The organism is Fictibacillus nanhaiensis, assembly GCF_049537595.1.
Classification (GTDB): Bacteria; Bacillota; Bacilli; order Bacillales; family Fictibacillaceae; genus Fictibacillus; species Fictibacillus nanhaiensis_F.
The window spans coordinates 577,078-598,885 of sequence record NZ_JBMULM010000002.1; the positions used below are offsets into that span (position 1 = coordinate 577,078).

Annotated in this window: 27 protein-coding genes and 2 pseudogenes; 22 read left to right on the forward strand and 7 right to left on the reverse strand. The window is 36.2% G+C overall.

Translation table 11 applies throughout. The features are described from left to right. Positions 1 to 16: 16 nt before the first annotated feature. A complete protein-coding gene (locus tag ACOZ9X_RS14280; RefSeq protein ID WP_423418762.1) occupies positions 17 to 1,963 on the forward strand; it encodes an LTA synthase family protein in 1,947 nt (648 codons plus the stop codon). A gap of 63 nt (positions 1,964 to 2,026) precedes the next feature. On the opposite strand, the gene ACOZ9X_RS14285 is transcribed toward ACOZ9X_RS14280, so the two are convergent. Beyond that, entirely contained in the window at positions 2,027 to 2,170 is a 144-nt protein-coding gene (locus ACOZ9X_RS14285; RefSeq protein ID WP_423418763.1) for a hypothetical protein, read from the reverse strand. A 353-nt stretch (positions 2,171 to 2,523) separates the two neighbouring features. Here ACOZ9X_RS14285 and ACOZ9X_RS14290 point away from each other — a divergent pair, with 353 nt between their 5' ends. The 3 genes from ACOZ9X_RS14290 to pheA all read left to right on the forward strand — a co-directional run bounded on the left by ACOZ9X_RS14290 (position 2,524) and on the right by pheA (position 5,006). After that, the gene (locus ACOZ9X_RS14290) at positions 2,524 to 3,054 is read left to right on the forward strand and encodes an RNA polymerase sigma factor (RefSeq protein WP_423418764.1); all 531 of its coding nucleotides are present in this window, start codon (positions 2,524 to 2,526) and stop codon (positions 3,052 to 3,054) included. Then, the gene (locus ACOZ9X_RS14295; protein WP_423418765.1) at positions 3,035 to 4,093 is read left to right on the forward strand and encodes a hypothetical protein; all 1,059 of its coding nucleotides are present in this window, start codon (positions 3,035 to 3,037) and stop codon (positions 4,091 to 4,093) included. Before ACOZ9X_RS14290 ends, ACOZ9X_RS14295 begins: the two co-directional genes overlap by 20 nt. Before the next feature lie 88 nt (positions 4,094 to 4,181). Beyond that, the gene (pheA, locus tag ACOZ9X_RS14300; RefSeq protein WP_423418766.1) at positions 4,182 to 5,006 is read left to right on the forward strand and encodes a prephenate dehydratase; all 825 of its coding nucleotides are present in this window, start codon (positions 4,182 to 4,184) and stop codon (positions 5,004 to 5,006) included. A 47-nt stretch (positions 5,007 to 5,053) separates the two neighbouring features. On the opposite strand, the gene ACOZ9X_RS14305 is transcribed toward pheA, so the two are convergent. Further along, positions 5,054 to 5,320, reverse strand: a complete 267-nt coding sequence (locus ACOZ9X_RS14305) for a hypothetical protein (RefSeq protein ID WP_423418767.1) — start codon at positions 5,318 to 5,320, stop codon at positions 5,054 to 5,056. 78 nt (positions 5,321 to 5,398) lie between these two features. Between ACOZ9X_RS14305 and ACOZ9X_RS14310 the strand changes: the two genes are divergently transcribed. From ACOZ9X_RS14310 to ACOZ9X_RS14320, 3 genes are all read left to right on the forward strand, one after another. Beyond that, a complete protein-coding gene (locus tag ACOZ9X_RS14310) occupies positions 5,399 to 6,151 on the forward strand; it encodes a hypothetical protein (RefSeq protein WP_423418768.1) in 753 nt (250 codons plus the stop codon). Between the two features lie 116 nt (positions 6,152 to 6,267). Further along, the gene (locus ACOZ9X_RS14315) at positions 6,268 to 6,750 is read left to right on the forward strand and encodes an NUDIX hydrolase (RefSeq protein WP_423418769.1); all 483 of its coding nucleotides are present in this window, start codon (positions 6,268 to 6,270) and stop codon (positions 6,748 to 6,750) included. Positions 6,751 to 6,812: 62 nt separating this feature from the next. Then, positions 6,813 to 7,484, forward strand: coding sequence for a permease (locus tag ACOZ9X_RS14320; RefSeq protein WP_423418770.1), 672 nt, complete (start codon positions 6,813 to 6,815; stop codon positions 7,482 to 7,484). Between the two features lie 83 nt (positions 7,485 to 7,567). Here ACOZ9X_RS14320 and ACOZ9X_RS14325 read toward each other — a convergent pair whose 3' ends face one another. Further along, positions 7,568 to 8,221 carry a DsbA family oxidoreductase gene (locus ACOZ9X_RS14325; RefSeq protein WP_423418959.1) on the reverse strand — a complete coding sequence of 218 codons (654 nt, stop codon included), beginning with the start codon at positions 8,219 to 8,221 and terminating at the stop codon, positions 7,568 to 7,570. A 156-nt stretch (positions 8,222 to 8,377) separates the two neighbouring features. Here ACOZ9X_RS14325 and ACOZ9X_RS14330 point away from each other — a divergent pair. Then, positions 8,378 to 8,581 (forward strand): annotated as a pseudogene (locus tag ACOZ9X_RS14330) (IS3 family transposase); the annotation flags it as partial. A 91-nt stretch (positions 8,582 to 8,672) separates the two neighbouring features. On the opposite strand, the gene ACOZ9X_RS14335 reads toward ACOZ9X_RS14330, so the two are convergent. Then, positions 8,673 to 9,266, reverse strand: coding sequence for a TetR/AcrR family transcriptional regulator (locus tag ACOZ9X_RS14335; protein ID WP_423418771.1), 594 nt, complete (start codon positions 9,264 to 9,266; stop codon positions 8,673 to 8,675). A gap of 116 nt (positions 9,267 to 9,382) precedes the next feature. Here ACOZ9X_RS14335 and ACOZ9X_RS14340 point away from each other — a divergent pair, with 116 nt between their 5' ends. From ACOZ9X_RS14340 to ACOZ9X_RS14365, 6 genes are all read left to right on the forward strand, one after another. Continuing rightward, a complete protein-coding gene (locus ACOZ9X_RS14340) occupies positions 9,383 to 10,231 on the forward strand; it encodes an ABC transporter ATP-binding protein (protein WP_423418772.1) in 849 nt (282 codons plus the stop codon). After that, complete coding sequence (locus ACOZ9X_RS14345) at positions 10,231 to 10,935, forward strand: hypothetical protein (protein ID WP_423418773.1); 705 nt, start codon at positions 10,231 to 10,233, stop codon at positions 10,933 to 10,935. The genes ACOZ9X_RS14340 and ACOZ9X_RS14345 overlap by 1 nt, the downstream gene beginning before the upstream one ends. Positions 10,936 to 10,949: 14 nt before the next feature. Beyond that, on the forward strand, positions 10,950 to 11,870 hold the full coding sequence (locus ACOZ9X_RS14350; protein ID WP_423418774.1) for an ABC transporter permease: 921 nt from the start codon (positions 10,950 to 10,952) through the stop codon (positions 11,868 to 11,870). A gap of 307 nt (positions 11,871 to 12,177) precedes the next feature. Continuing rightward, positions 12,178 to 13,296 carry a sensor histidine kinase gene (locus tag ACOZ9X_RS14355; RefSeq protein ID WP_423418775.1) on the forward strand — a complete coding sequence of 373 codons (1,119 nt, stop codon included), beginning with the start codon at positions 12,178 to 12,180 and terminating at the stop codon, positions 13,294 to 13,296. Continuing rightward, the gene (locus ACOZ9X_RS14360) at positions 13,274 to 13,966 is read left to right on the forward strand and encodes a response regulator transcription factor (RefSeq protein WP_423418776.1); all 693 of its coding nucleotides are present in this window, start codon (positions 13,274 to 13,276) and stop codon (positions 13,964 to 13,966) included. The genes ACOZ9X_RS14355 and ACOZ9X_RS14360 overlap by 23 nt, the downstream gene beginning before the upstream one ends. A gap of 202 nt (positions 13,967 to 14,168) precedes the next feature. Continuing rightward, positions 14,169 to 14,672 carry a hypothetical protein gene (locus tag ACOZ9X_RS14365; RefSeq protein WP_423418777.1) on the forward strand — a complete coding sequence of 168 codons (504 nt, stop codon included), beginning with the start codon at positions 14,169 to 14,171 and terminating at the stop codon, positions 14,670 to 14,672. Positions 14,673 to 14,966: 294 nt separating this feature from the next. Here the strand turns inward: ACOZ9X_RS14365 and ACOZ9X_RS14370 are convergent, their stop codons facing one another. Then, positions 14,967 to 15,959 (reverse strand): Gfo/Idh/MocA family protein, encoded by a 993-nt coding sequence (locus ACOZ9X_RS14370; protein WP_423418960.1) that lies wholly within the window; start codon positions 15,957 to 15,959, stop codon positions 14,967 to 14,969. Between the two features lie 171 nt (positions 15,960 to 16,130). On the opposite strand from ACOZ9X_RS14370, the gene ACOZ9X_RS14375 reads away from it, so the two are divergent. Beyond that, complete coding sequence (locus ACOZ9X_RS14375) at positions 16,131 to 16,274, forward strand: hypothetical protein (RefSeq protein ID WP_171005500.1); 144 nt, start codon at positions 16,131 to 16,133, stop codon at positions 16,272 to 16,274. 68 nt (positions 16,275 to 16,342) lie between these two features. Here the strand turns inward: ACOZ9X_RS14375 and ACOZ9X_RS14380 are convergent, their stop codons facing one another. Beyond that, the gene (locus ACOZ9X_RS14380; RefSeq protein WP_423418778.1) at positions 16,343 to 17,029 is read right to left on the reverse strand and encodes a lysostaphin resistance A-like protein; all 687 of its coding nucleotides are present in this window, start codon (positions 17,027 to 17,029) and stop codon (positions 16,343 to 16,345) included. Positions 17,030 to 17,120: 91 nt separating this feature from the next. Here ACOZ9X_RS14380 and ACOZ9X_RS14385 point away from each other — a divergent pair, with 91 nt between their 5' ends. The 5 genes and pseudogenes from ACOZ9X_RS14385 (at position 17,121) to ACOZ9X_RS14405 (ending at position 19,800) form a co-directional block, all read left to right on the forward strand. Beyond that, on the forward strand, positions 17,121 to 17,870 hold the full coding sequence (locus ACOZ9X_RS14385; RefSeq protein WP_423418779.1) for a MerR family transcriptional regulator: 750 nt from the start codon (positions 17,121 to 17,123) through the stop codon (positions 17,868 to 17,870). 97 nt (positions 17,871 to 17,967) lie between these two features. Continuing rightward, complete coding sequence (locus tag ACOZ9X_RS14390) at positions 17,968 to 18,453, forward strand: hypothetical protein (RefSeq protein ID WP_423418780.1); 486 nt, start codon at positions 17,968 to 17,970, stop codon at positions 18,451 to 18,453. 156 nt (positions 18,454 to 18,609) lie between these two features. After that, positions 18,610 to 18,765 carry a DUF1835 domain-containing protein gene (locus ACOZ9X_RS14395; protein WP_423418781.1) on the forward strand — a complete coding sequence of 52 codons (156 nt, stop codon included), beginning with the start codon at positions 18,610 to 18,612 and terminating at the stop codon, positions 18,763 to 18,765. Between the two features lie 86 nt (positions 18,766 to 18,851). Beyond that, positions 18,852 to 19,417, forward strand: a pseudogene (locus ACOZ9X_RS14400) (GNAT family N-acetyltransferase). Beyond that, on the forward strand, positions 19,417 to 19,800 hold the full coding sequence (locus tag ACOZ9X_RS14405) for a hypothetical protein (protein WP_423418782.1): 384 nt from the start codon (positions 19,417 to 19,419) through the stop codon (positions 19,798 to 19,800). Before ACOZ9X_RS14400 ends, ACOZ9X_RS14405 begins: the two are co-directional and overlap by 1 nt. On the opposite strand, the gene ACOZ9X_RS14410 is transcribed toward ACOZ9X_RS14405, so the two are convergent. Further along, positions 19,793 to 20,701, reverse strand: a complete 909-nt coding sequence (locus ACOZ9X_RS14410; protein WP_423418783.1) for a nuclease-related domain-containing protein — start codon at positions 20,699 to 20,701, stop codon at positions 19,793 to 19,795. The two genes, ACOZ9X_RS14405 and ACOZ9X_RS14410, sit on opposite strands and share 8 nt — an antisense overlap. 378 nt (positions 20,702 to 21,079) lie before the next feature. Between ACOZ9X_RS14410 and ACOZ9X_RS14415 the strand changes: the two genes are divergently transcribed. Further along, entirely contained in the window at positions 21,080 to 21,238 is a 159-nt protein-coding gene (locus ACOZ9X_RS14415; protein ID WP_082861310.1) for a DUF3934 family protein, read from the forward strand. A 130-nt stretch (positions 21,239 to 21,368) separates the two neighbouring features. Further along, a complete protein-coding gene (locus ACOZ9X_RS14420; protein ID WP_423418784.1) occupies positions 21,369 to 21,773 on the forward strand; it encodes a hypothetical protein in 405 nt (134 codons plus the stop codon). Positions 21,774 to 21,808 lie beyond the last annotated feature (35 nt).

Here is a 21,808-nt window from a genome sequence, read left to right on the forward strand (position 1 = left end):
TTTTAGAGGTGAGAGAATGATTAACCAAAAGAACTTATTAAACAAACATATGGGATTTTTCCTGCTTACAGTTGTTTTAGTATGGATTAAATCTTATGCCGCTTATAAAACGGAATTTAATTTGGGAGTCGAAGGTGGCTTTCAAGAATTCATCCTGTTTATAAACCCAATTGGCTCAGCACTCTTATTTTTAGGCTTTGCCTTGTTTGCAAAGGGTAGAAAATCATACGTTTGGATGATTATGATCAATACAGCGATGACTCTAATGTTATTTGCAAATATGCTGTATTACCGTTTTTTCACAGACTTTATCACGCTGCCAACATTAACTCAGACGAAGAACGCAGGCACGATCGGAAACAGTATTGGAGCTTTATTCAATCCATATGATATTCTATTTTTCCTAGATATCGTTGTATTATTAGTATTAGTAATAACAAAGAAAATTAATCCAGAACCAATCAGAGTAAAGCGAAAAAGTATCTTAACGGTTGGTCTAGCTGCAGTTATCGCATTATCAGCAAACTTATTGTTGGCTGAAATGGATCGTCCGCAGCTGTTGACTAGAACGTTTGATCGAAACTATATCGTGAAATATCTAGGGATGTATAACTACACGCTCTATGACGCGGTATTAAGCTCGAAGTCTTCCGCGCAGCGTGCACTTGCAGATACAGATGATGTTACAGAAGTGGAGAACTATGTGAAGGCTAATTATGCTGAACCAAATCCGGAATATTTCGGAAAAGCAAAAGGCATGAACGTCATCTATCTTCACCTAGAGTCATTGCAAAATTTTGCGATTAATTACAAATTGAACGGACAAGAAGTAACACCTTTCTTAAACTCGTTAACACAAGATAAGAACACGTTGTATTTTAACAATTTTTATCATCAAACATCACAAGGTAAAACAGCTGATGCTGAGTTTATGATCGAGAACTCGTTATACGGTTTACCACAAGGAACTGCCTTTACTACAAAAGGCGAGAACACTTATCAAGCGGCACCAGCAATCATGGAACAACAAGGCTATTCGACAGCTGTATTCCATGGTAACTACAAGTCATTTTGGAATCGAGATGTGATTTATAAGCGCTTCGGTTATCAAAAGTTCTTCGATGCAGAACATTATGATATGAACGAAGAAGATGTTGAGAACTATGGTCTTAAAGATAAGCCGTTCTTTGAAGAATCTATGCCGATGCTAAAAACGTTAAAGCAGCCGTTCTACTCTAAATTCATAACACTATCAAACCATTTCCCTTATCCGATTTCAGAAGAGGAAGCTACAATCGAGCCTCACACAACAGGAGATGGAACGGTAGATCGTTATTTCCAAACGGCAAGATATATGGATGAAGCTCTTCAACAGTTCTTTACTGACTTAAAAGAGGCTGGACTATACGATAATACGATGATCGTTATGTATGGTGACCATTATGGAATCGCTGAAACACGTAATAAATCGATGGCAAAAGTACTCGGAAAAGAGATCACTCCTTTTGAGAACACACAACTTCAAAAGGTACCATTATTCATTCATGCACCAGGATTAAAGGGTGGAACCATTGATAAGGTTGGAGGTCAGATCGATATTCGTCCAACGCTTATGCATTTATTAGGAATGGATACAAAAGAGTACATTCAATTCGGTACTGATCTGTTATCTAAGAATCATGACCAAGTACTTCCGTTGCGTAATGGTGATTTTGTTTCACCTACTGTAACAGGAATTGATGGTAAATATTACGACTCTAAAACCGGTGAGCCTATAAAGGAAACAAAAGAAATTAAAGCCATTGAAAAAGAAGCAGAGACGAAGTTGGACCTATCTGACCGAACCGTTTATGGAGACTTATTACGATTCCATAAAGTTAAAGGGTTCAAGCCAGTCGATCCTTCTAAGTATGATTACAATATGAAAGAAGAAGAAAAACCTAATAGTGAAACAAACGAGTAACAAAAAAAAGCTGTCCTGATGATTTGGACGGCTTTTTTGTTTTTAACAAAAACCTCAACATGCTTAAATTTCTTCAAGTTTTTCACCCAACTGCTGAATATCACGTACTAACTTCTTTTTGTGCTTTTCACATTTGCAGCATTTATATTCTTCAAATAAGAGGCCTAATTTTTTTATAATCTTTATCGCGATTTGTTCATCACACATCTTTTAAAACATCCTAATCTAGTTATATTATCCTATATAAGAGCGTAGCACAGGATGGTTCACTAGGAAACCTTCTGCTGTAAACTTTTTATTACATTTTATAAATAAATTTTGAAGAACATTAACAAGCGGTAGAGGAGAATAACAGAATAGATTTTTACACTTGTTTTGTTTATTCATTTATTGAGATGTCTCCTTTTCTAAACTTCATGTATGGTTCTTGGTGAAAATGGCTTGCACAACAGTACAAAACAAAAAAATGAATGTCGAGTGGAAAATTATCAATGGTAGTGAAAGGAGTTTCCTATTTAAACGTCTAATACATGAGAGGCTTTAGAAGAGGGAGTGAAGCGATGAAAAAGGAAGAACGAATTATACAGTGGTTTACTTTGTATCACAATGATATCTATAACTTTCTCATTTACTATTTAGGCACAAAAGATGTTGAAGATATGGTGCAAGAAGCATTTGTTAAAGGGTTTAAATATATTGATCAATTTGAACATCGCGCTGATCCGAAAACATGGCTTATTTCTATTGCAAGGAATATTGCAATTGATCACATGCGGAAAACAAAACGGCAATTTGCTCTTGTTGATCAACTAAAGAGTATTTTTTCTGAAAAAAGTAAACTTCCCCACGACTGGGTGTTGGAGGACGAGCGAAAAAAGGAATTATATAAAGCTATTAACGAGTTGAAAACTTCTTATAGAGATGTCGTCATTTTAAGGGGGATTTTAGATTTCACCCCTGAAGAAACGTCTCAAATTTTGAGATGGAAAATAGACAAAGTGAACCTTACTTATTATCGCTCTGTTCAATCTTTAAAGAAAAACCTTACGTCTGAAAAGTGGAGTGATTATATTGACGCGATTAACCGATGAAGAAGTTATCATGGAACTTAAAAAGTTTAAATCCTACAAGATGAATAGCAATCAAAAACAATCCATTCAAAACGAATTGAACAGGTTAACTTCTGAAAAATCATCATTCACTATTTTTCGTTTTTACAAACCACTTTTAAGCGTGATTGTTCTACTTTTTTTTCTAGTAAGTGGGAGTTATTTTGCGATGAATCAAGCAGAAGAAAAAACTATGAAATTTACAACTGGGTCAGGGATATTCTTGCATGGTAATGAATCTTTTGAAATGAAGAATAGTGATGATTTTATTATGAAAAGAAACAAAGATGGGTCAGTGTTCTTTATGGCTGACGGGAAAAAAGTTGGTGGAATTGAACCGTTAACAGAAGATGAAAAAATGAAAAGTATGCAAACTCAAAATCCATTTGTTAGCCAAGATTTAGAAGGATTTCGGTACTCAGGAACATATAATCTAGATCATCAAAAAACGATGGATGTTGTACAAATTCACCACTATTACTTTAACTCTCCACATAGTAAGTTAAATTATCATGTTTACTTTCACACACCATTCTTTAGTGAGGATTCGGCTGCAAACTTTGCTCAATCATTTAAGATCTATCACGATGATAAATTGCTTCAAGGTAATAGCGAAGATTGGACATTATCAACCGAATTTGCAACCCCCACCTTCGAAGTTTTATTAGGAGAGAAAGATAAAATAGGGATAGCTGGGCCGCCGTTGATAGCAGGTAAAACAGATAAGTTTCTATGGCATTTTTTCGGAGGAACTAGCGAAGTCAGTACCTTAACAAGAGGTGACTTTAAGGTCATAGCTGCGAACAAGGAAAGCGGTGAACATGAAAGAGTTCTTGTTCAAAATTCTGAAATGGTTTGGTCGTATAAAATTCAAAAAGACAGTCCGTTGAGTCCAATAGAAGAAGTGGGGTCCATTCATTCTATTCCGGTAAATATGAAGTTCAACAAGTCTGGGATCTATCGACTAGACACGTATTTTGCTGGTGAACGGTTTGGCAGTATCGTCGTTGAAGTCAAATAAGCCCAACCTTTTAGTGAAAAAAGGTTGGTGTATGTCCTTAATCATTGTATACTGATATGAAAAACTAAAGGCAGGCGTTATCACAGTCATGAAAGTAGCATATCTAGGTCCACAGGGAAGTTTCTCGGAAGAAGCTGCCTTTCGTTATTTTGCAGATCACGACAATGAATGGTATAAATGTGATTCTATCGTTGATGTACTTGAAGCTGTAGAAGAGGGTATAGCAGATAAAGGAATCGTACCGATTGAAAATTCAATTGAAGGCACGATCAACATTACAGCAGACGGATTGTTGAGACATGATCTCTTTGTAGAAGCTGAAATCATTTTCCCAGTCTCTCTGCACCTACTTGCTTTAAAGGGAGCTCATTTAGAAGAGATACGGGAAGTATGGTCAATCGTTCCTGCTCTCGCTCAGTGTCGAGATTTTATTCGAGAAGCAAAAGTAAAAAGTAAGCATTACGACAGCACATCAGCAGCTGCTCAAGCTGTTAATAATCAAGAAAGAAAAGATGTTGCCGCCATTGCATCCAAATATGCTGCAGAGGTCTTTAATCTCGAGATCATTAAAAGTGGAATTCAAGATAACAGCAATAATCATACTCGCTTTGTTGTGATCAGCAAGGAGAATGCGGAAATTCACACCAAAAACTCAAAAACGATGTTGTTGATTTCACCAACCTCAGATTATTCGGGTGTCCTTTCATCCATCTTGAACGTATTTACAGCGCTATCTATCAACTTAACGTGGATCGAATCAAGACCAACGAAAAAACAACTTGGTACGTATCATTTTTTTGTAGAAGCTCAAAATGGTCTTCATGAAGAGAAAATGAACAAAGCTATTACGATTCTAGAAGCGTTCGGACATGATGTACGTGTGTTAGGCAGCTATAGAACAACAAAGCTATAAGTGATTAGGGAGCTCTGAGAAAATCGGAGCTCTTTTTATTATGACTCTCATTTTGTTTTCAACAATAGTACGATGCAGAAAAGCATAGAGATACCTACGACGAGCCAGGTGTAAATCAACGAAAGTCCGAGCGCTAAAGGTGTACTAAGTTTGTCCTGAGGAGTATTCAAACCTGCAATAATAAGGGGCAATGCACTAATTAAATAGAGAAGTATAGTCGAAATCACATTTTTAGATGTGCGTTTTCTTAAAAAGAGAATAAGTCCAAATGAGGTTAATAAGAAAAGTTCACTGACAATAATTACGCTTTCCATCTCATATCCTCCTTAAAAAATTAGACGATGATATACTTAACTGTAAATATATAGTATATGTGTAAGGGGGGATTATAGGTGTATCCATCACATCCTATTCTGAAAACGTGGAAGAAGTTCGATTCTTTTCCTATGGAAACCTTAACAAAGGCTTGGTACTTTCATAAAGATACGACAAAGAAACAAAGAGATGTCACGTTGATGAAAGAACATAGAATAGAATATGGAAATACGGGAAATTGTTTTGATCTTGCACTCTGGTTGTTAGATGAATTCAAAAATGATGGAATAACAGCATTTCCAATCGGTTTTAATTTTCATTCAGATGAAGCCCATGTTGCAGTTGTGGCGTTAGATGAAAAGGGTAACCGGTATCTGTGTGATTTAGGCGATCAGTGGCTGCAACCCATCCTCGTTGAAACCAATAATGAAAATTATTCGAATGAAAAGTTAAAGGGATTCTTTCCTGCGGCTGAGATCCAAGTTCAATCAAGAAATCAAAACCATATCGAGATCCTTTATCATAGACCGAATGGTAAGGTCTCAAATCAGTTATTTGATTTAACCCCAATTGAGAGGAATGTCTTCTTACAAGGAGCAGAATACTCGCAGAATCTTATTTATCCAAAACCTCTCTTTGAATGCAGAATCCCTTATAAGAATGAGACTGCGCATTGGGAGTTCTTTGATTGGGAGAGCTTTTTGAGTACGAGTGATGGCTTACATAAAGGTGAACAAACAGATTCCCTCGAACATTGGGTGCACACGATCCATGAGAAAAGCGGCTATCAAAAAGAGTTTTTATATGATGCTTTGAGCAGGTACAGATAGCCTTAGAAAGTAGTGAATCTATCATCAACCTATCACCAAACGATCATGGGAATATCTTCTAATTCTCGTTATGATGGAGTAGGATATATTAATCTATTCTATCGGAGGTTTTAAAGATGATAATGCCAACTCATATTGTAGCAGTAGCAGGTTATGTAGAAGATGGAAATGGAAATGTATTATTAGTAAAAACGATACATAACGGCTGGGTATTTCCTGGAGGGCAGGTGGAAGCAGGAGAAAACTTAATTGACGCTTTGGTTCGTGAAACAAAGGAAGAGAGCGGTATTGATATTACCGTTTCACATCTATCTGGAGTATACTCGAACACTGCTCAATATAAGTGGCATGATGGAGTCACGAACGTTCCAACAAAAGTTATGTTTGACTTTGTTTGTAAGCCGATCGGCGGGGAACTAGCGGTATCAGATGAAACAACGGATAGCCGTTGGGTACCAAAAGAAGATGTGTTAGGCATATTAACGGGAGAAGCCTATCTGACTCGTTTTAGTGATTATTTAAAGAATGAAGGAAAAGTTATCTACAAGGAATATGTGACCAAACCTAATTTTGAATTGAAGGTCGAAAGAAGCGTATAAATCTTTATTTGGTCCAGATGTAAAAGACTTTATGATATTAAGCGTTTTAGGGGATAAGTTTGATGATAGGAATAAGTATAGCAACAAAGTGGGAATATGAAGCGACCTTAGAATATTTCAGAATAAAAGAGAATGAACGCTTCGACTATCCTTATGGCGAGTATTTCATGAGAACAATGAATGATTCTGAACTTGTTTTTTATAGTACAGGTGTAAGAAAAGTAAATGGTGTTGGTGCTAATCAGTATATGATTTCAAAATTTAACTTAACGAAGGTAATCGTAGCTGGAACATGTGCAGGAATAGATGATACGTTTAGAAATTTGGATATCTTCGTACCCGATAAAGCCGTTCAATACGATTGCACAGTAAAAGAAGTCGAGCCTTTTATTAAACAATCTTTCATCATAGATATTGATCTATTGAAATATGGAAATGATTTTAACACTGGAACAATTGGCACAGCTGATAAAGCAGTCGTTATGTGGAAGGACTATTTAGAACTTAAAGAAAATCAAATAACAATAGCAGATACAGAAGCGAGTGCCATTGCTTATATCTGTAGAAAGAACGATGTTGAGTGTATTATTATCAAAGGAATATCTGATTTTCCAACAGATGAGAGAAGCTCTGATAAATTCCAATCAAACAAGGAACAGATTAATGTTTATTTAGAAAACACGCCAAAAGTTATGAACAAAATATTTGGCGAATATTTAAGTAGGTTTTTATAAAGGATCGGAGAAATGATTGTTAAATGATAAAAAACGCAGACGATGATAATCCATCTGCGTTTTTCTATATACGATCTGTTTAGTTATTTCTTAGGAATTTCACAGCCATCATCGTCACAGCTCATTCCACCTTCAGTGTTTAGAATCGTGATTTTGTTTTCAGCTATGATTTTGTTCAACGCTTGTACAAAAACTTCAGTCGGCTGTGCACCAGTAAGCGCATATTTTTTGTCGATGAGATAGAAGGGTACACCAGTTACTCCATAAGCTTTTGCAGTTTCTTCATCAGCTCTAACCTCATCAGCCATCTCATCGCTTGAAAGCATCTGTATGACAGCTTCTCTATTTAAACCAACATCTTCTGCAAGACCTGCTAAAGTTCCATGATCTCCAATATGTTTCGATTCTGTAAAAAAGGCATATAAAATGCGCTCTGTCATCTCCTGCATCTTACCTTCTTTTTTAGCGAACATCGTTAAACGGTGAGCATCAAAGGTATTGGTTAAGATCATCGTATCCATGTGATATTCCAGACCAGATTCCTTTGCCATTTGTATCACATTTTGCGTGTTTGCTTTAGCAGCGTCTATACTCATGCCATATTTTTTAGATAACTTTTCATAGATGTTTTCGTTAACGTCACGTTCCATCGTAGGATCCAGTTCAAAGCAACGATACGTTACTTCAACAGGATGATCAATCTTTTTAATAGCGTCCTCCAGACGCTTTTTGCCAATATAGCAGAATGGTCAAGCAAAGTCTGTCCACATGTCGATTTGTAACATTGTAATCCCTCCATTTGATTCATTTCTACCATAGTATAAAAGGAAACTGTATATTTTACACGTGGTTTGATTTTGTATTGACAATATTTCCTTTCAAAAACTTTGTAACGCGTAGGTCGATGTATAGATAATGGACCGATGGAATCCTTCTGGGGATCGCTCAAAGCCGAAAAGTATTACTTACATAAGTATGAGACATTTGAAGACCTATATCTAGCGATTGATGAGTATATCCATTTTCATAATTATGAAAGATATCAAAAACGACTAAACGGCCTCAGCCCTCTAGAATATAGAGCTGAAGCCGTTTAATAAGTTTTTATTATTTCCACTGTCTACTTGACGGGGTGCAGTTCAAAGAATCCTGAGCATTTTGCTTATTATTTATTAAGTTTTCTCCACCTTAAGATTTATAACCAGCTATACCATATAAAAGTATTTTTAGTATTAATTCATGGTTTTTTATGTCTTCTGGATGATTGAAGAGTATGCTTTGTTCAGAGGAGATATCTTTGCGGTAGAGCTCAATAATCTTCATAATGATTTCATTAGGTAAATCTTTTGAGAATGCCCCCTCCGCTTTAGCATCGTTGATAAAAGCAGTAATCATTTCATAAGTCTTATTAATAAAGTCATGATCAATCATGGTCTTCATGTTAGGGTCATTCAATATTAAAGATATAAAATCTGGATGAAACTGGTTTAGCATCTCTGATTTTGTAAATATTAATTTTGATATTTTTACTTCTGTTGAATCATTCGATGTAGTAATCTGTTCTGCCAAGTGTAGTTGATTAGACAGAACTGAGCGGATAACTTCCAGCATCAATCCTTCTTTACTTCCAAAATAATTATAGATGGTTACGACTGAAACCTGTGCCTGTGCGGCAATTTCCCGAATAGAAACCTTGCCGGGAGACAATGATTTAAATAAGACGAGAGCTGATTGGATAATCAGCTCTCTTTTTTTATCTGTTCTTGCTTTATGCCCGTTCATGTATTCACCTCAAAAAAATTATAACAAATTGTTGATTTTGTTTCAAAATATATTATAATCAAATTTATAACAAATGAAACAAAAATATAAAAATGTTTCAAAAAGGAGTGTTTGATATGAATGCCATTGATGTAAAAGGATTAACGTATTCTTATGATAAAAAGACGAATGCGGTTGATGAGTTAACGTTTCAAGTTAAAAAAGGAGAGGTGTTTGGTTTCTTAGGACCAAGCGGTGCAGGGAAATCGACCACAATAAAATTGCTCACAAAGCTAATTGCTCCGCCTCCTGGAAAAGTATTTATTTTGGATCAGGATATGTCCAAAGTGAATCATTCTTTCTACAAGAAAATAGGAATTGCTTTTGAAAATGATGTATTATACCCAACGCTGACTGGATATGAAAATCTCATTTTTCATGCCAGACTGTATGGTGCAAAAGAAGATGAGGTACATGACATATTAAAAAAGATGGATCTTTTTAAATCAAAAGACAAAAAGGCTGGAGACTACTCCAAAGGAATGAAAACGCGCCTGGTTTTAGCACGAGCACTTGTTACAAAACCTGAAGTGCTCTTCATGGATGAACCTACATCAGGTATGGATCCTGAAATTGCAGCGTATGTGAGGGAAGTCGTGCTCGATATGAACAAACAGGGTACTACGATGTTCTTAACGACTCATGATATGAATGAAGCGGAAAAGCTTTGTGATCGGATTGCGTTTTTTAACAACGGTAAAATAGTGGAACTGGACACACCAGAAAACTATAAAAAAAGATTTGGTAAACAGAAAGTGAACATAGAACAGAACGGCAAAATGCACACATTTTCTAAAGAAGATGATCTAACGAAGCTAATTGAATTCATTAGCAGTAAGAATTTTGAGAGCATTCATTCCCAGGAAGCGAGCCTTGAAGAAATCTTTATTAAAGTAGTAGGTCGGGGATTAAAGGGGGAAGCTTGATGTTGAGGATGGAAATTCTTAAACTTATTCGGAATAATGTGGTTGCATTAATTATTGCTTATATTCTTGCTATGTCAATTGGAATAAATATTCTCTCTTTTGGCTTTGATGAACTGGCCTGGGTTGAGCGTTGGTTGCCGATCTTAACCATTTTTTATGTAGTAATCCTTATCGATCTTTTATTCTGGATGGCAGCTATGCAGATTTCAGAGGACATGGAAACGAACATGATTCAAGTGATGAGAACAAGCAGAAATGTCATACAATACTTTTTTAGTAAACATGTATTGCTTCTACTTTTTATTCTTGTGGCTGCATTCCTCGGAATTATTCCAATGGCGGATCAATTTGGATTTGTCCTTAATTTCTTATATGTCACCTTGGTTTTTTCTGTCGTTATGATTGCAAGTGGTGTGCTTTTAGCAATGATCGTAAAAAAACAAAGTGTCGTCATGTTAGCAGGGAGTGTAGTAACAGGTTTTATTTTCGCTGTGATGGTCCGACTTGTCTTTCCACTTTGGAATATTAGCCCTATTCCATTTAATCCGTTTGAAGCTTTTATTAAAGCGTATTACTATTTATATTTGCCCGTAGAACCTCCAAATCAGTCATACGTTGCACTAACACTTATTGCAGTCTTGTTTTATATAATTAGCCTCTATGTATTTAAAAAGTTAACGTTTGATCGAGGATTCAGGCTATGAAGAGAGGACTAACGATGTTTATAAAAAAAGATTTCACGCTTGCAAAAAGAAATATATTAATTTGGTTAATCGTACTTTTTCCTATCATTACAGCTTTGGGTGCTTCTGGTATAACAGAGACCTACTCCGATACCCCAAAAATAGTTGTACTGGATGAGGAAGAACATAAAATTCCAGAACAGATAGAAGTTTTTGTGGCTGATTCTCCAATTCAATTAAAAAAATGGGTTAATGATCTAGATGCAAAAATCGGTTTCTTAAATGGGGAGTTAATAACAGATGGTCGTGAACCTGAAGAAGCTGTAGATAAAGCAAAGGCAATATTGCAAGGGAAATCGATAGAAGTCGAAAAAATAAGTTCAAATTTATTTGAGAAAGTTTATGCTTTTAATCTGTATGGTGCTTTTTTGTTCTTTGGCATTATTATTCTGTTCAGTTTGGTGGAAGAACGAAAAAACAAAACAACTGAACTTCAAAATGTACAGCCTGTTCATCCGATAGTTCCCATTCTTTCTAAAGTTGTTATTGCTTCTATTGTTACACTAATTGATTTTTTAATATGTAGCTATATTCTTGATGTACCGATCTCTTGGGACATTGGATTGCTGATATTTATTATCGGAATCTTATTAGGAACTGTTCTTGGAATGGCTATGGCTTTTTATGCATCAAATGAAACCCAAGCCCTTGCGATATTAAAACCGGTTACCCTTATCTTTTTAATGGCGATCCCTGGTCTAGGCTTTTTCTTAGGAGGTAAGATGCATAGCATTGCTATGGTAGATCCGTTCTATTGGCTTCTTCAGTTAATCCATAGCTTGTATACAAAAGAGTTAAACTTGAATTATGCTTTCCTAAGCTTCGGTCTATCGGCAATCGCATTGAGCTTAATCGCCCTTAATTGGCACAGGACAGCTTACGGAATAAAGAAATAATTTAACCAAAGTAGTAATGTTTTTTGAGAAAAAGCTTATAGGGTATTATTCCTTTAAGCTTTTTTAGTGCTTTTTACTTTTCAATTCTTCACACCACATTCTTAGGCTTATCCTTTTCAAGAAATGTCAGAGTATAAACTATAGTGTAATTCTTATCTGCAAACTCCTCTTTATGATTCAGCTATAGAAAGAGTTGAGAATCAGTTTTCATTTACAGAATCTCTAATGTTTTTGTTATCTTTGGTTATATAATAGGATAGATTCGATTATTGGAGTGTACGTGTTTACTGTCTAAAAGGAGGAAGTCATGTCTATAAAGAAACGTCTTATCGCTTCAAACGTAGCTATGATCGTTATTCCGATCGTGTTATTTTTATTGCTTGAACTTGTAATCGCAACTCTTATTTTTTCAGGAGTGAATGGCACACCTTTTAAAAAGGACTCACAATGGTTTATGAGCTTAAGGTTCATGGGACTTCTTCTTATACTGATCGTTACAAACGGAATTCTTACCTATATGGTTTCAAAAACGATACTAAAGCCGATTCGTATTCTTACAATAGCGGCAGAAGAAATAAGCAATGGGAATTTAGATCATGAGATTGTAACAGTGAATAGAGATGAGTTGGGAAAACTATCTGAAACGTTTGAGAGTATGAGACTTCAGCTGAAGAAAGCAAGAGAGGAAAGAGACCTTTACGAGAATACCCGAAAAGAATTTGTCGCGAGCATCTCACATGATTTGAAAACACCGCTCACATCAATAAAAGGGTACATAAATGGTGTATTAGATGGAATCGTAGATAACCCAGAGACGAAACAAATGTATTTAAAGACCGCCTATCAAAAAGCGGAGGATATGGATCACCTGATAAATGAGCTTTTTCTATATTCAAAATTAGATTTTGAACAATTTTCATTCCAGTTTGAGCCTATTCAATTAGATAACTATTTAAGGGACTATCTGGAAGAACTTCAATACGATCCTTCTCTTAAAGATGTAAAGTTCACCTTTCGATCAGAGCCGAGTGAGAACTATTCTGTCATGGCTGATCGGTTAAGTTTAGGTCGGATCATCGATAATATCTTACAAAATAGCTTTAAGTATAGTGACAAAAAAGAGAAAAAGATTTCAGTTTACCTTCAGTCTAAATCAGATACTGTACTCGTTAAAATTGCGGATAATGGTAAAGGGATACCTAAAGAATCTTTACCTCGCATTTTTGAAAGCTTTTACCGCGCTGATCCATCCCGCAACAAAGCAACGGGCGGAAGTGGCTTAGGACTGGCTATTGTGAAGAAAATTGTTGAAGGACATGGTGGAGATATTTGGGCTGAAAGCGAAGAAGGAAAAGGTACTTCTATCTATTTTACTTTAAAAAAGCGAAAAGAAAGGAACTCCAATGCCAAACGTATTAATCATTGAAGACGAAACGAGCATCGCAAAGCTGGAACAAGATTACCTAAAATTCAACGGAATCGAGAGCGACATCGCCGAAACAGGGCATGAAGCATTACGAATGGCTTTTGAAGGCTCATATGATCTAATCTTGCTTGATCTCATGCTGCCAGGTGTAGACGGATTCGAACTTTGCAGTCAGTTACGTGAAAAGTTAGAGATTCCGATCTTAATGGTAACCGCTAGAAAAGCCGATATTGATAAAATGCGTGGCTTTGACCGCGGTGCAGATGACTATATCGTTAAGCCCTTTAATACCAATGAATTGGTAGCCAGGGTGAAAGCCCATATCTCACGTTACAAGCGTCTCACCAAACTTGGAGATAAACAGAACGTTATTATAATAAAAGGTCTAGAAATTCATTTGAATTCCCGACAGGTTTTTATTTATGGGATTGAGAAAAGATTAGCTGTAAAAGAATTCGACCTACTAAAATTCCTTGCGACAAATCCAAACATCGTCTTTAGTAAAGAACACTTATTTGACCAAATATGGGGACTTGAATCGATGGGAGACACGTCGACGGTAACGGTTCATATAAGAAAACTAAGAGAGAAAATTGAAGAAAATCCGGCCAAGCCACAATATATCGAGACGGTTTGGGGAGTCGGATACCTATTTAAGAATGGTATGTAGAAATGAAGGTGTTGATAAACCATCATTTTTTTTGCACTGCAACTAAGGCTGACGTGGGAGGCTTTTCGTCAGCAAAGTTTTCTTTATGGCTAGATTTAAGAAATTCTTAAGAATTAGCTAATAAATGCTTTAGTTTTCCTGATTATGATAACTCCAGTAAGAAGTTTGAAACACAAAACATGTTGTGAAGGGGTTATCATTCATGAAGAAAAACATTACGTTCGTATCGATATTATCTCACCTTTGGGTGCAGTGGATCATGTTAGGAAGTATGTTTGTAAATACGTTCTTGTTATATCCTAATATCTTTTATGATGTACCAAAATCACTTGAAACGGCTATGGAATTTATGGAAGTCGCAAGCCCGCACACGTATTTTCCTCCAATCGGTATGGCAAGCATCTCAACAGGAATCCTGGCTTTAATCTTAGGGTGGAAAGTAAAGCCTGCTCGAAAATGGATTTTTTGGAGCATGCTGATGATTGTGATTGAAGGTGCAATTTCAATTGTTTTTGAATGGCCACGTAACGAAATTATGTTTATCGAAGGAACAGACGTTCATTCAGTGGCGTTCTTAAAAGAAACAGCGAGGGAGTTTGTCCTGATTCACAGCATTCGTGTTGTCACGAATATCGTTGGCTCAATTTTAATATTTGTTGGGTTTATGAAATATTACAAATATCGTTTGTTGGAGAATAAGAACTAAATCAAAAAAAGCTCGGATCTATATGATCCGGGCTTAATTCGGGTTTGTGGACATTTGGCGTGAACGGACAAAATCTTAGGCATACTTAGCATTTTTTGTTTATCTTTAAACTGTGTTATTCGTACTTCTCCAGGCGATTAAATGCGTTACATTTAAGATGGGAAAATACATCGTGCGAACTATTAAGACTTAAACATTCTGAAGTGCTGCGATCATTATAAAGGTTTCTTAAATTAAATATGTTGTAAAAAAACGACCAGATCATAATCTAATCGTTATTATAGTTCTCGTCTATTAATCGTTTTTATAGTCTGCTGGATATATCAACCCCACTTGCTTGCGGGCTTGATCCATAATCTTCATAACAGCAAGTGAATTTGCATGTGAGTTCACTTTAGATTCCAGCTCGCCATGCTTAACTAAATCAATAAACTCTTTTGCTTCGTAATACATTTTCGGTTTGTCTTGTTCAACAGTGATGTTCTCTGTGCTGCCATCGCGATAGCGAATCTCGATCTTTGTCATGTCCTGTATATGGTCGATGATAATACTTCCGTTCTCTCCTTGAATTTCAGATGGGACATAAGAATTAGAAATCTTGGAGTACATCACAACGCCTTCACTCTCACCATAGTCTAAAAGAATACTTCCTTCACCATCGACGCCAGATTCTAGCAAGTAGGCGTTTGCTTTAACTTCATGAGGCTCCCCAAAAAGTACGACCATCGGGTATAAGCAATAAATTCCGATGTCCATTAAGGACCCATTTGAAAACTCAGGTTTGAAAGCGTTAAGGATCGTGCCTTCTTTATATTTATCATAACGAGAAGAGTACTGACAGGAGTTTGCGAAATAACGGCGGATTTTACCGATTTTATGAAGGTTTTCTTGAATGCTTCTAAAGTTCGGCATCACGGTTGAACGCATAGCTTCCATGAGCAATACATTGTTTTCCTTGGCGACAGCTATCATTTTTTCTACTTCTCTAACATTAGATGCCATAGGCTTTTCACAGATTACATGCTTGCCATGGTTCATGAGCGTGATCGCATACTCTGCGTGCAATGAGTTTGGGCTAGCAATATACACCGCGTCAATTTCATCACTAGCAGCCATCTTTTCTAAATCAGTAAACGTATGTATTGCACCATGCTTCTCAGCAAATTCTTTAGCTTTTTCTTCAGTACGTGAATAGACAGCATTCAGTGTAAAACCATTTACTTCACTTGCAGCAGCAATAAAGCTCTCTGTGATCCAATTCGTTCCAATAACTCCAAATTTCAAAATGATTCATCCTTTCAGTGCAATAGCCTGTTGCTTTTCATAGTATGTATTCTACTCCTATAGTCATGTTTTAGACAAATAATGAGGACTGTCGCACTATTTTTGTAGAAAAAGGTTTCTTGATATAACATCCAGGGTAAATAGAAGTTAAAACCTGGTAAGGAGGGATGAGTTATGCTTACTATGACCAATCATAACCAGCAAACGATAAAGCCTTTAGATATGCCAGTATCACGATACGTGCTTAAAGAGCAATCAGTAGCAGATCAAGAGAAACGCAAGCCTGAATTTGAATTAACATCATTGAATCCAAAATAAAAGAAGCCATACATGAAAAAAGCGAAGATCTTAGGGAATCTTCGCTTTTTTTGTTTGATTTTAATATATCACGCTAAAACAGACAAGGAGATTCCAATTCCGTTTACAATCCCATGAATAATAATCGCTGGAATAATAGAACCTGTCTTCTCATACACCCAGCAAAAGACTAGGCCAGAAGCAAAGTTTACAGGCAGGGTATTATACGTCGGGATATGAACGGTCATGAAAATGAACGAGCTGAAAATCATTGCTGTTCTAACACCCCATCGTCTGAACCAAGTATACAAAAAACCACGGTAAAAGATTTCTTCATAAATAGGGGAAACAACAGCTGCTGATAAAAAGCCGATTACAAAGGTAAATGGTGTAAGATCAGATTTTAGACTGTCTGTTTTAGCATTATTTGTTCCGATTGAAAGTACATCCATTACTACAACAAGGGTTATACTTATGAAAATGAGAAGAATCGTCCATAGCAAAATAATCTTCCACATATTTTTTCTAAGTGGATTAAGACCAACCGCTCCCCACCCTAAATGATTTGGTTTTAGAGCGATCCAATAGACTGCTATCGTAAATACAATTGCCATGCAAAAACCAGTTAACGTCCCCGCGTATAAAGTGTTATCCAACCAATGTATCAACTGATCGTATAAGATGTTCTCCAACAGAATGGGTACACCAACTAAACAAAGACTTAATAATAGTATAAGTTCCCGAATGGTCCATTTTCTCTCTGTTGTAACGTTCATCGTATTGTTCCTCCTGATTAACTTGTTATAATATGTTAATTGTAAGCGGTGACGTAACGTAACCTGCAAGAGAAAAAGGAGAAAATATATAATGAACACATTTTCAACTGGAGAGGTTTCAAAGCAATACGGCGTTTCCGTAAGGACTCTCAGATACTATGACCAAATCGGTATATTATTACCGAGTATCAAGAGTGAGAGCGGAACAAGAATGTATACGAAAGAAGATCTACAACTATTAGAAAAGATTACACTCTTGAAATCTTTGTCTCTACCTTTAACAGATATTAAAAAAATAATAGGTGAAGTAACGATAAAAGATATTCTTGTAGCTCAGAAGAAAGATGTACAGACCCAGCTGAACCAGCTTCAATCAGCGTCTGAAAGAATAAATACACTCCTACATATCCTAGAACTTCAGGGAGAGCTGGATTGGGAGCATATCCTTTCCCTCGTTCAAGCAAATGAAGATACAAAGATCGCTGAGGAAAATCAAACCTGGGAAAAGTTCTTTTCTGATCATGAGAGACAGATGCTTCAATCCTCGCTACCTAAACTTGGGGATGCAAGTACAGCAAAATGGGTGAACATCATAAAACGAATAGAGATCTGTTTGCAAAACAACAGTGAACCATCGTCTGACGAAGGTCATTTGATCGCTTCAGATGTATTACTCTTATCGCATGAAATGTTTCAGGGAGACAACGAGTTAGAGGAAAAATTCTGGAACGCTAGAAAATCAGAAACTTCCTCACAATCATTGAATTTATATCCTGTTAGCAACGAAGTCTTAGAATTTTTGGATAAAGCGATTATTAGTTATCAGACCATTAACGCATGACCAAAGTTTTATAAAAATGTAAAACTTTGGTTTAATAACTCCTGGATAAAGGGTATCAAGAAATAGACTCCAAAATTATCCATGAGGTGAAAAGAAAATGAAAAAGTTATTGGTGATGGTAGTAGCGCTAAGTGTAATGGTTTTAGGCGGTTGTAACATGTTGATCGAAGACGATTTTAATACGTATTTGGATGATCGTAATAAACTTATAAAAAAAGATATGGAATTATCTAAACAAGTGGAAACTGACTTTGAAAAAATGTTACAAGACCCTACTGCGAAAGAAGAACTAGAGACCACAATTGCCGATTATGAAGCATTGGCAAAAGAAGCTGAAGGAATAAGCTTGAATGAATTAGACGATTTAAAGAAATCACAAGATCTTTTTGTGAAAAATATAAAGACTAGAGCAGAAGCAATGAAATTAAGTTTAACTGCAATAGAAGAACAAGATGTAGAATTAGATGAAAAGTCGTATTCAATGCTTGAGGAAGCAGAAAAAATGAGCGAAAAAAGTCAGAGTGAATTAGAGAAGTTTGCGGAAGACAACAACTTTACATTAGAAGAAACAGATTTAAAATAATTGGGTTAGAGGAGCTGAACATACTCAGCTCTTTTTTAATTCTGTAATAAATGTTGGGAATAAAAAGGGTATTACAGGTAGACTAGAGAATGTGTAGGATGGTCTTGATGGATTATAAGGTAAGGTTAAGTTAAGTTAAGTTAAGGGGCTGTTCTGATGACCGTTCATATAGTGTTTGGAGAAACTACGGCTGGTGCAATGAAATGGATGCTAAGTAAGGAAAAACGCCAGGAACATGTAATTGGATTTCCTGATACTTTTGCGATCGGACCTATTCATGAACTGGAAACGGGCGGAGCAAGTAAAACTTGAATATGAATGTGCATTAGGGAATATAAGGAAATTAAGAGTGAAGCTTCCCTAAAAAGATCTTACATAAGAAACGGAGAGAATTTATGATGAATCAAAGTGTGGAAACAAATGTTAAATTAATAGGAGACAATATTTATATTAGATTATTGACCGTTGAGGATGCAGAGGATATGGTGAACCTTCAATTAGAGAACCGGGAGTTCTTTAGTCAGTTTGCTATGGAACGCAGCGATGATTTTTACTCACTTGAAAATCAGCAAAAACGAATTCAAATGTTAGTAGAGAATGCGAAGCAAGATTTAGATTACTATTTTGGTATTTTTACAAAAGATGAAGAGATTTTGATCGGAACAATCAATTTGTTTGCAGTGATGCGCGGATCATTCAAAGTGCCTTTGTCGGTTACTTCTTAGATGAAAAGCACAATGGAAAAGGCTATACGACAGAAGCTGTACGTTTGATCGTAAAATACGCATTTGATGAGATTAAACTTCATCGAGTAGAAGCGGGTGTGATGCCGCACAACGTTGGTTCTATTCGAGTGTTAGAGAAAGCTGGTTTTGAGAAAGAAGGACTCGCTCGTAAAAATGTAAAGATTAATGGAAAGTGGGAAGACCATCAACAAATGGCGATTATCAACCCTGCTGATTGATGAAAAAATGGATGCTCGTGCTCTTACTAATGATGAGTTTAGCTGGCTGCAACGAGGATGAAAAGCTGATCCGTGTTGATTATCAACTAAGTGAGATGCGAACGGATGATGATGGAATAATAACAGACGAGAATCAAGTGAAATCGATTGGTGCACAATTAGAAAGAGTGAATTGGGAAAATGCAAAAGTGGAGATGGCGAGAAAAGAAGATTTGACGTTAACTCTTTTCTATCTGTATGATCCGAACATGCCTGAGAGATTGGAAGAATATAAAATTTGGTTTCATGATGATAGGGTTGCGGAAATCGTGGATTTAAATGAACATAAGTATGGGAAGCTTAGTAGGGAAGATGCTGAAAAGTTGAAGAAGCAGATTAAGTGATGAGGGAGTCTAGGTGATAGGTTCTAGTCCTGCGGGATGTTCCAGTGTATGGAAGGCTTAGTGAGTTGAGCAGGTAGTATGCTTGCATACTTGTTGATAAATGTAAAAAATCTTTACATTCTTTATTTGTTATATCCGTTGATATGATAAGAGCGTAATCCCTCAGTGCTCCAATATGTGCAGTTTTAGAGGTGTGAAAACAGGCTGCACACTCCCAGTTAGCGTTTATCCGATTCATTTGAGTGTTACATTTGGAGCAAAGCACCCCTGTTATCAACTCACTTTTATCAATTCCAAAATAGCTTAGGATATCGGGATTATATGGTTCGTTTAACTTCATCAATAATCTTTTGATCTTTTTCCTTTCTTTCATAAAGAGCACATCCTTTTTATATTGAGCATTGAATTCTTCATACTTACTAAGTAACATCGGGCTTTTAATTACTAACTTTAATGCATTTTTATATGACTCTGAACTATCTACAAAAGTTCGTGGGTTAGTGATAACAACTAATGTTTCAATGGGGATCTTGGGGATTTTGTGCTGTTCTAGCACCTGAGTTAAATGGAAAGATTGTCTTTTTGCTTGTTGAATAGGGTCTTCGAATATTTCTCTTCCTTTACTAGAGGTCCGAATGAGTTGTCCATATTTATCATCAAAGAACAAGTCTCCTGTATAGTTTTTTATCTCTAACAAAATTAGAAATTTCGAAGTTATTATAAGTGTATCAATCTGAAAGAAGAATTCCATGTGCTTGATTAGAATGTTTTGGATAATATTCGCCTCTTGTTTTGGTAGATACCGATAAAAATACTGTAGGGACTTTTCACCATTATGGCCAGCAATATATTTTGCCAGATTTCCTTCCAATTTTGAACGTTCTGGATGACTGCTTTGCAATCTGTTACTGACTGCACCGAGTTTTTGAATGACGTAGGGGGTAAGCGGTTGCTTTTTTATAGAAAAGACCTCCCTTAAACTTATGGACTTAATATAGGAAGTATAGGATGCATGATCTGGTGCTGCAAAAAAGCATTTTCTAAATAACCGAAGCTCAAAATATCAATAATCAAATAATTTCTTAGGGAAATCACATAAAAATAGGCATTCATCACATAAAAAGTGGAGATTATCACATAAAAAATGGCATCCATCACATAATTTTATAATCCAGCTTCTTTCCCCCTTTCCTAAGGGAACTACCCTCGCCGCCGGTAATGTAGTATAATTCAAATTACTGCTTAAAATAAGCACAAGAACGGTCATGGAGTGATAAGAATGAGTAAAGCAAAAGGCAAGAAAAGCGGCGTTGGTCAAGGAACAGGGAAAAAGGGATGGAACCGTTGGAAATCCAGCAGTAAGAAAAAAGGTCCGAAGCCTTATGTGAGTAAAGGTAAGAATAAACCAGAAAACGAAAGTGGAACAGAAAATAATTAATAAAATTAAAACAGCAAAATGCTGTGAATGAGCCAGCTGACTACTAAAGTTAGGTGGTTTTTATTTTGGAATAAATCACTCAAATCTACCATAAGATGAACTATTCATTGGTAAATGGGAGGGACGAGCTTTGGCTACACAAAATACGAATTACACCATTTCAGAAGACTTGATCATAAAATACAACAAGCTTAATGAGAAGAAAAAAGAGCTAGAGAAAGAATTAGACGAACTAAAAAAAGTCTTTCATATTTATTTTGATCACTTAGTCGGTCAAAACGAGAAAGGTGAAGTTACAGTAAACAACTTCAAGCTGCAGAGGCAGATCCGAAGATCCGAAAAGCTTCACGAAGAAAAGACAGTGAGTCGCCTTACTGAATTAAATATGACAGATCTCATTCTTCATGTACCAAAACCGGATGAAGAGAAAGTAAAGTCTGCCATCATGCTAGGTTTATTAAGTGAAGGTGATTTGGAAGGGTGCTTGATTAAGAGTGCTTCACAAGCGATTGTTGTTAAAACACTTAAAGCATAAAAGGTAAAAAGCAGCTCCCAAAAGGGAACTGCTTT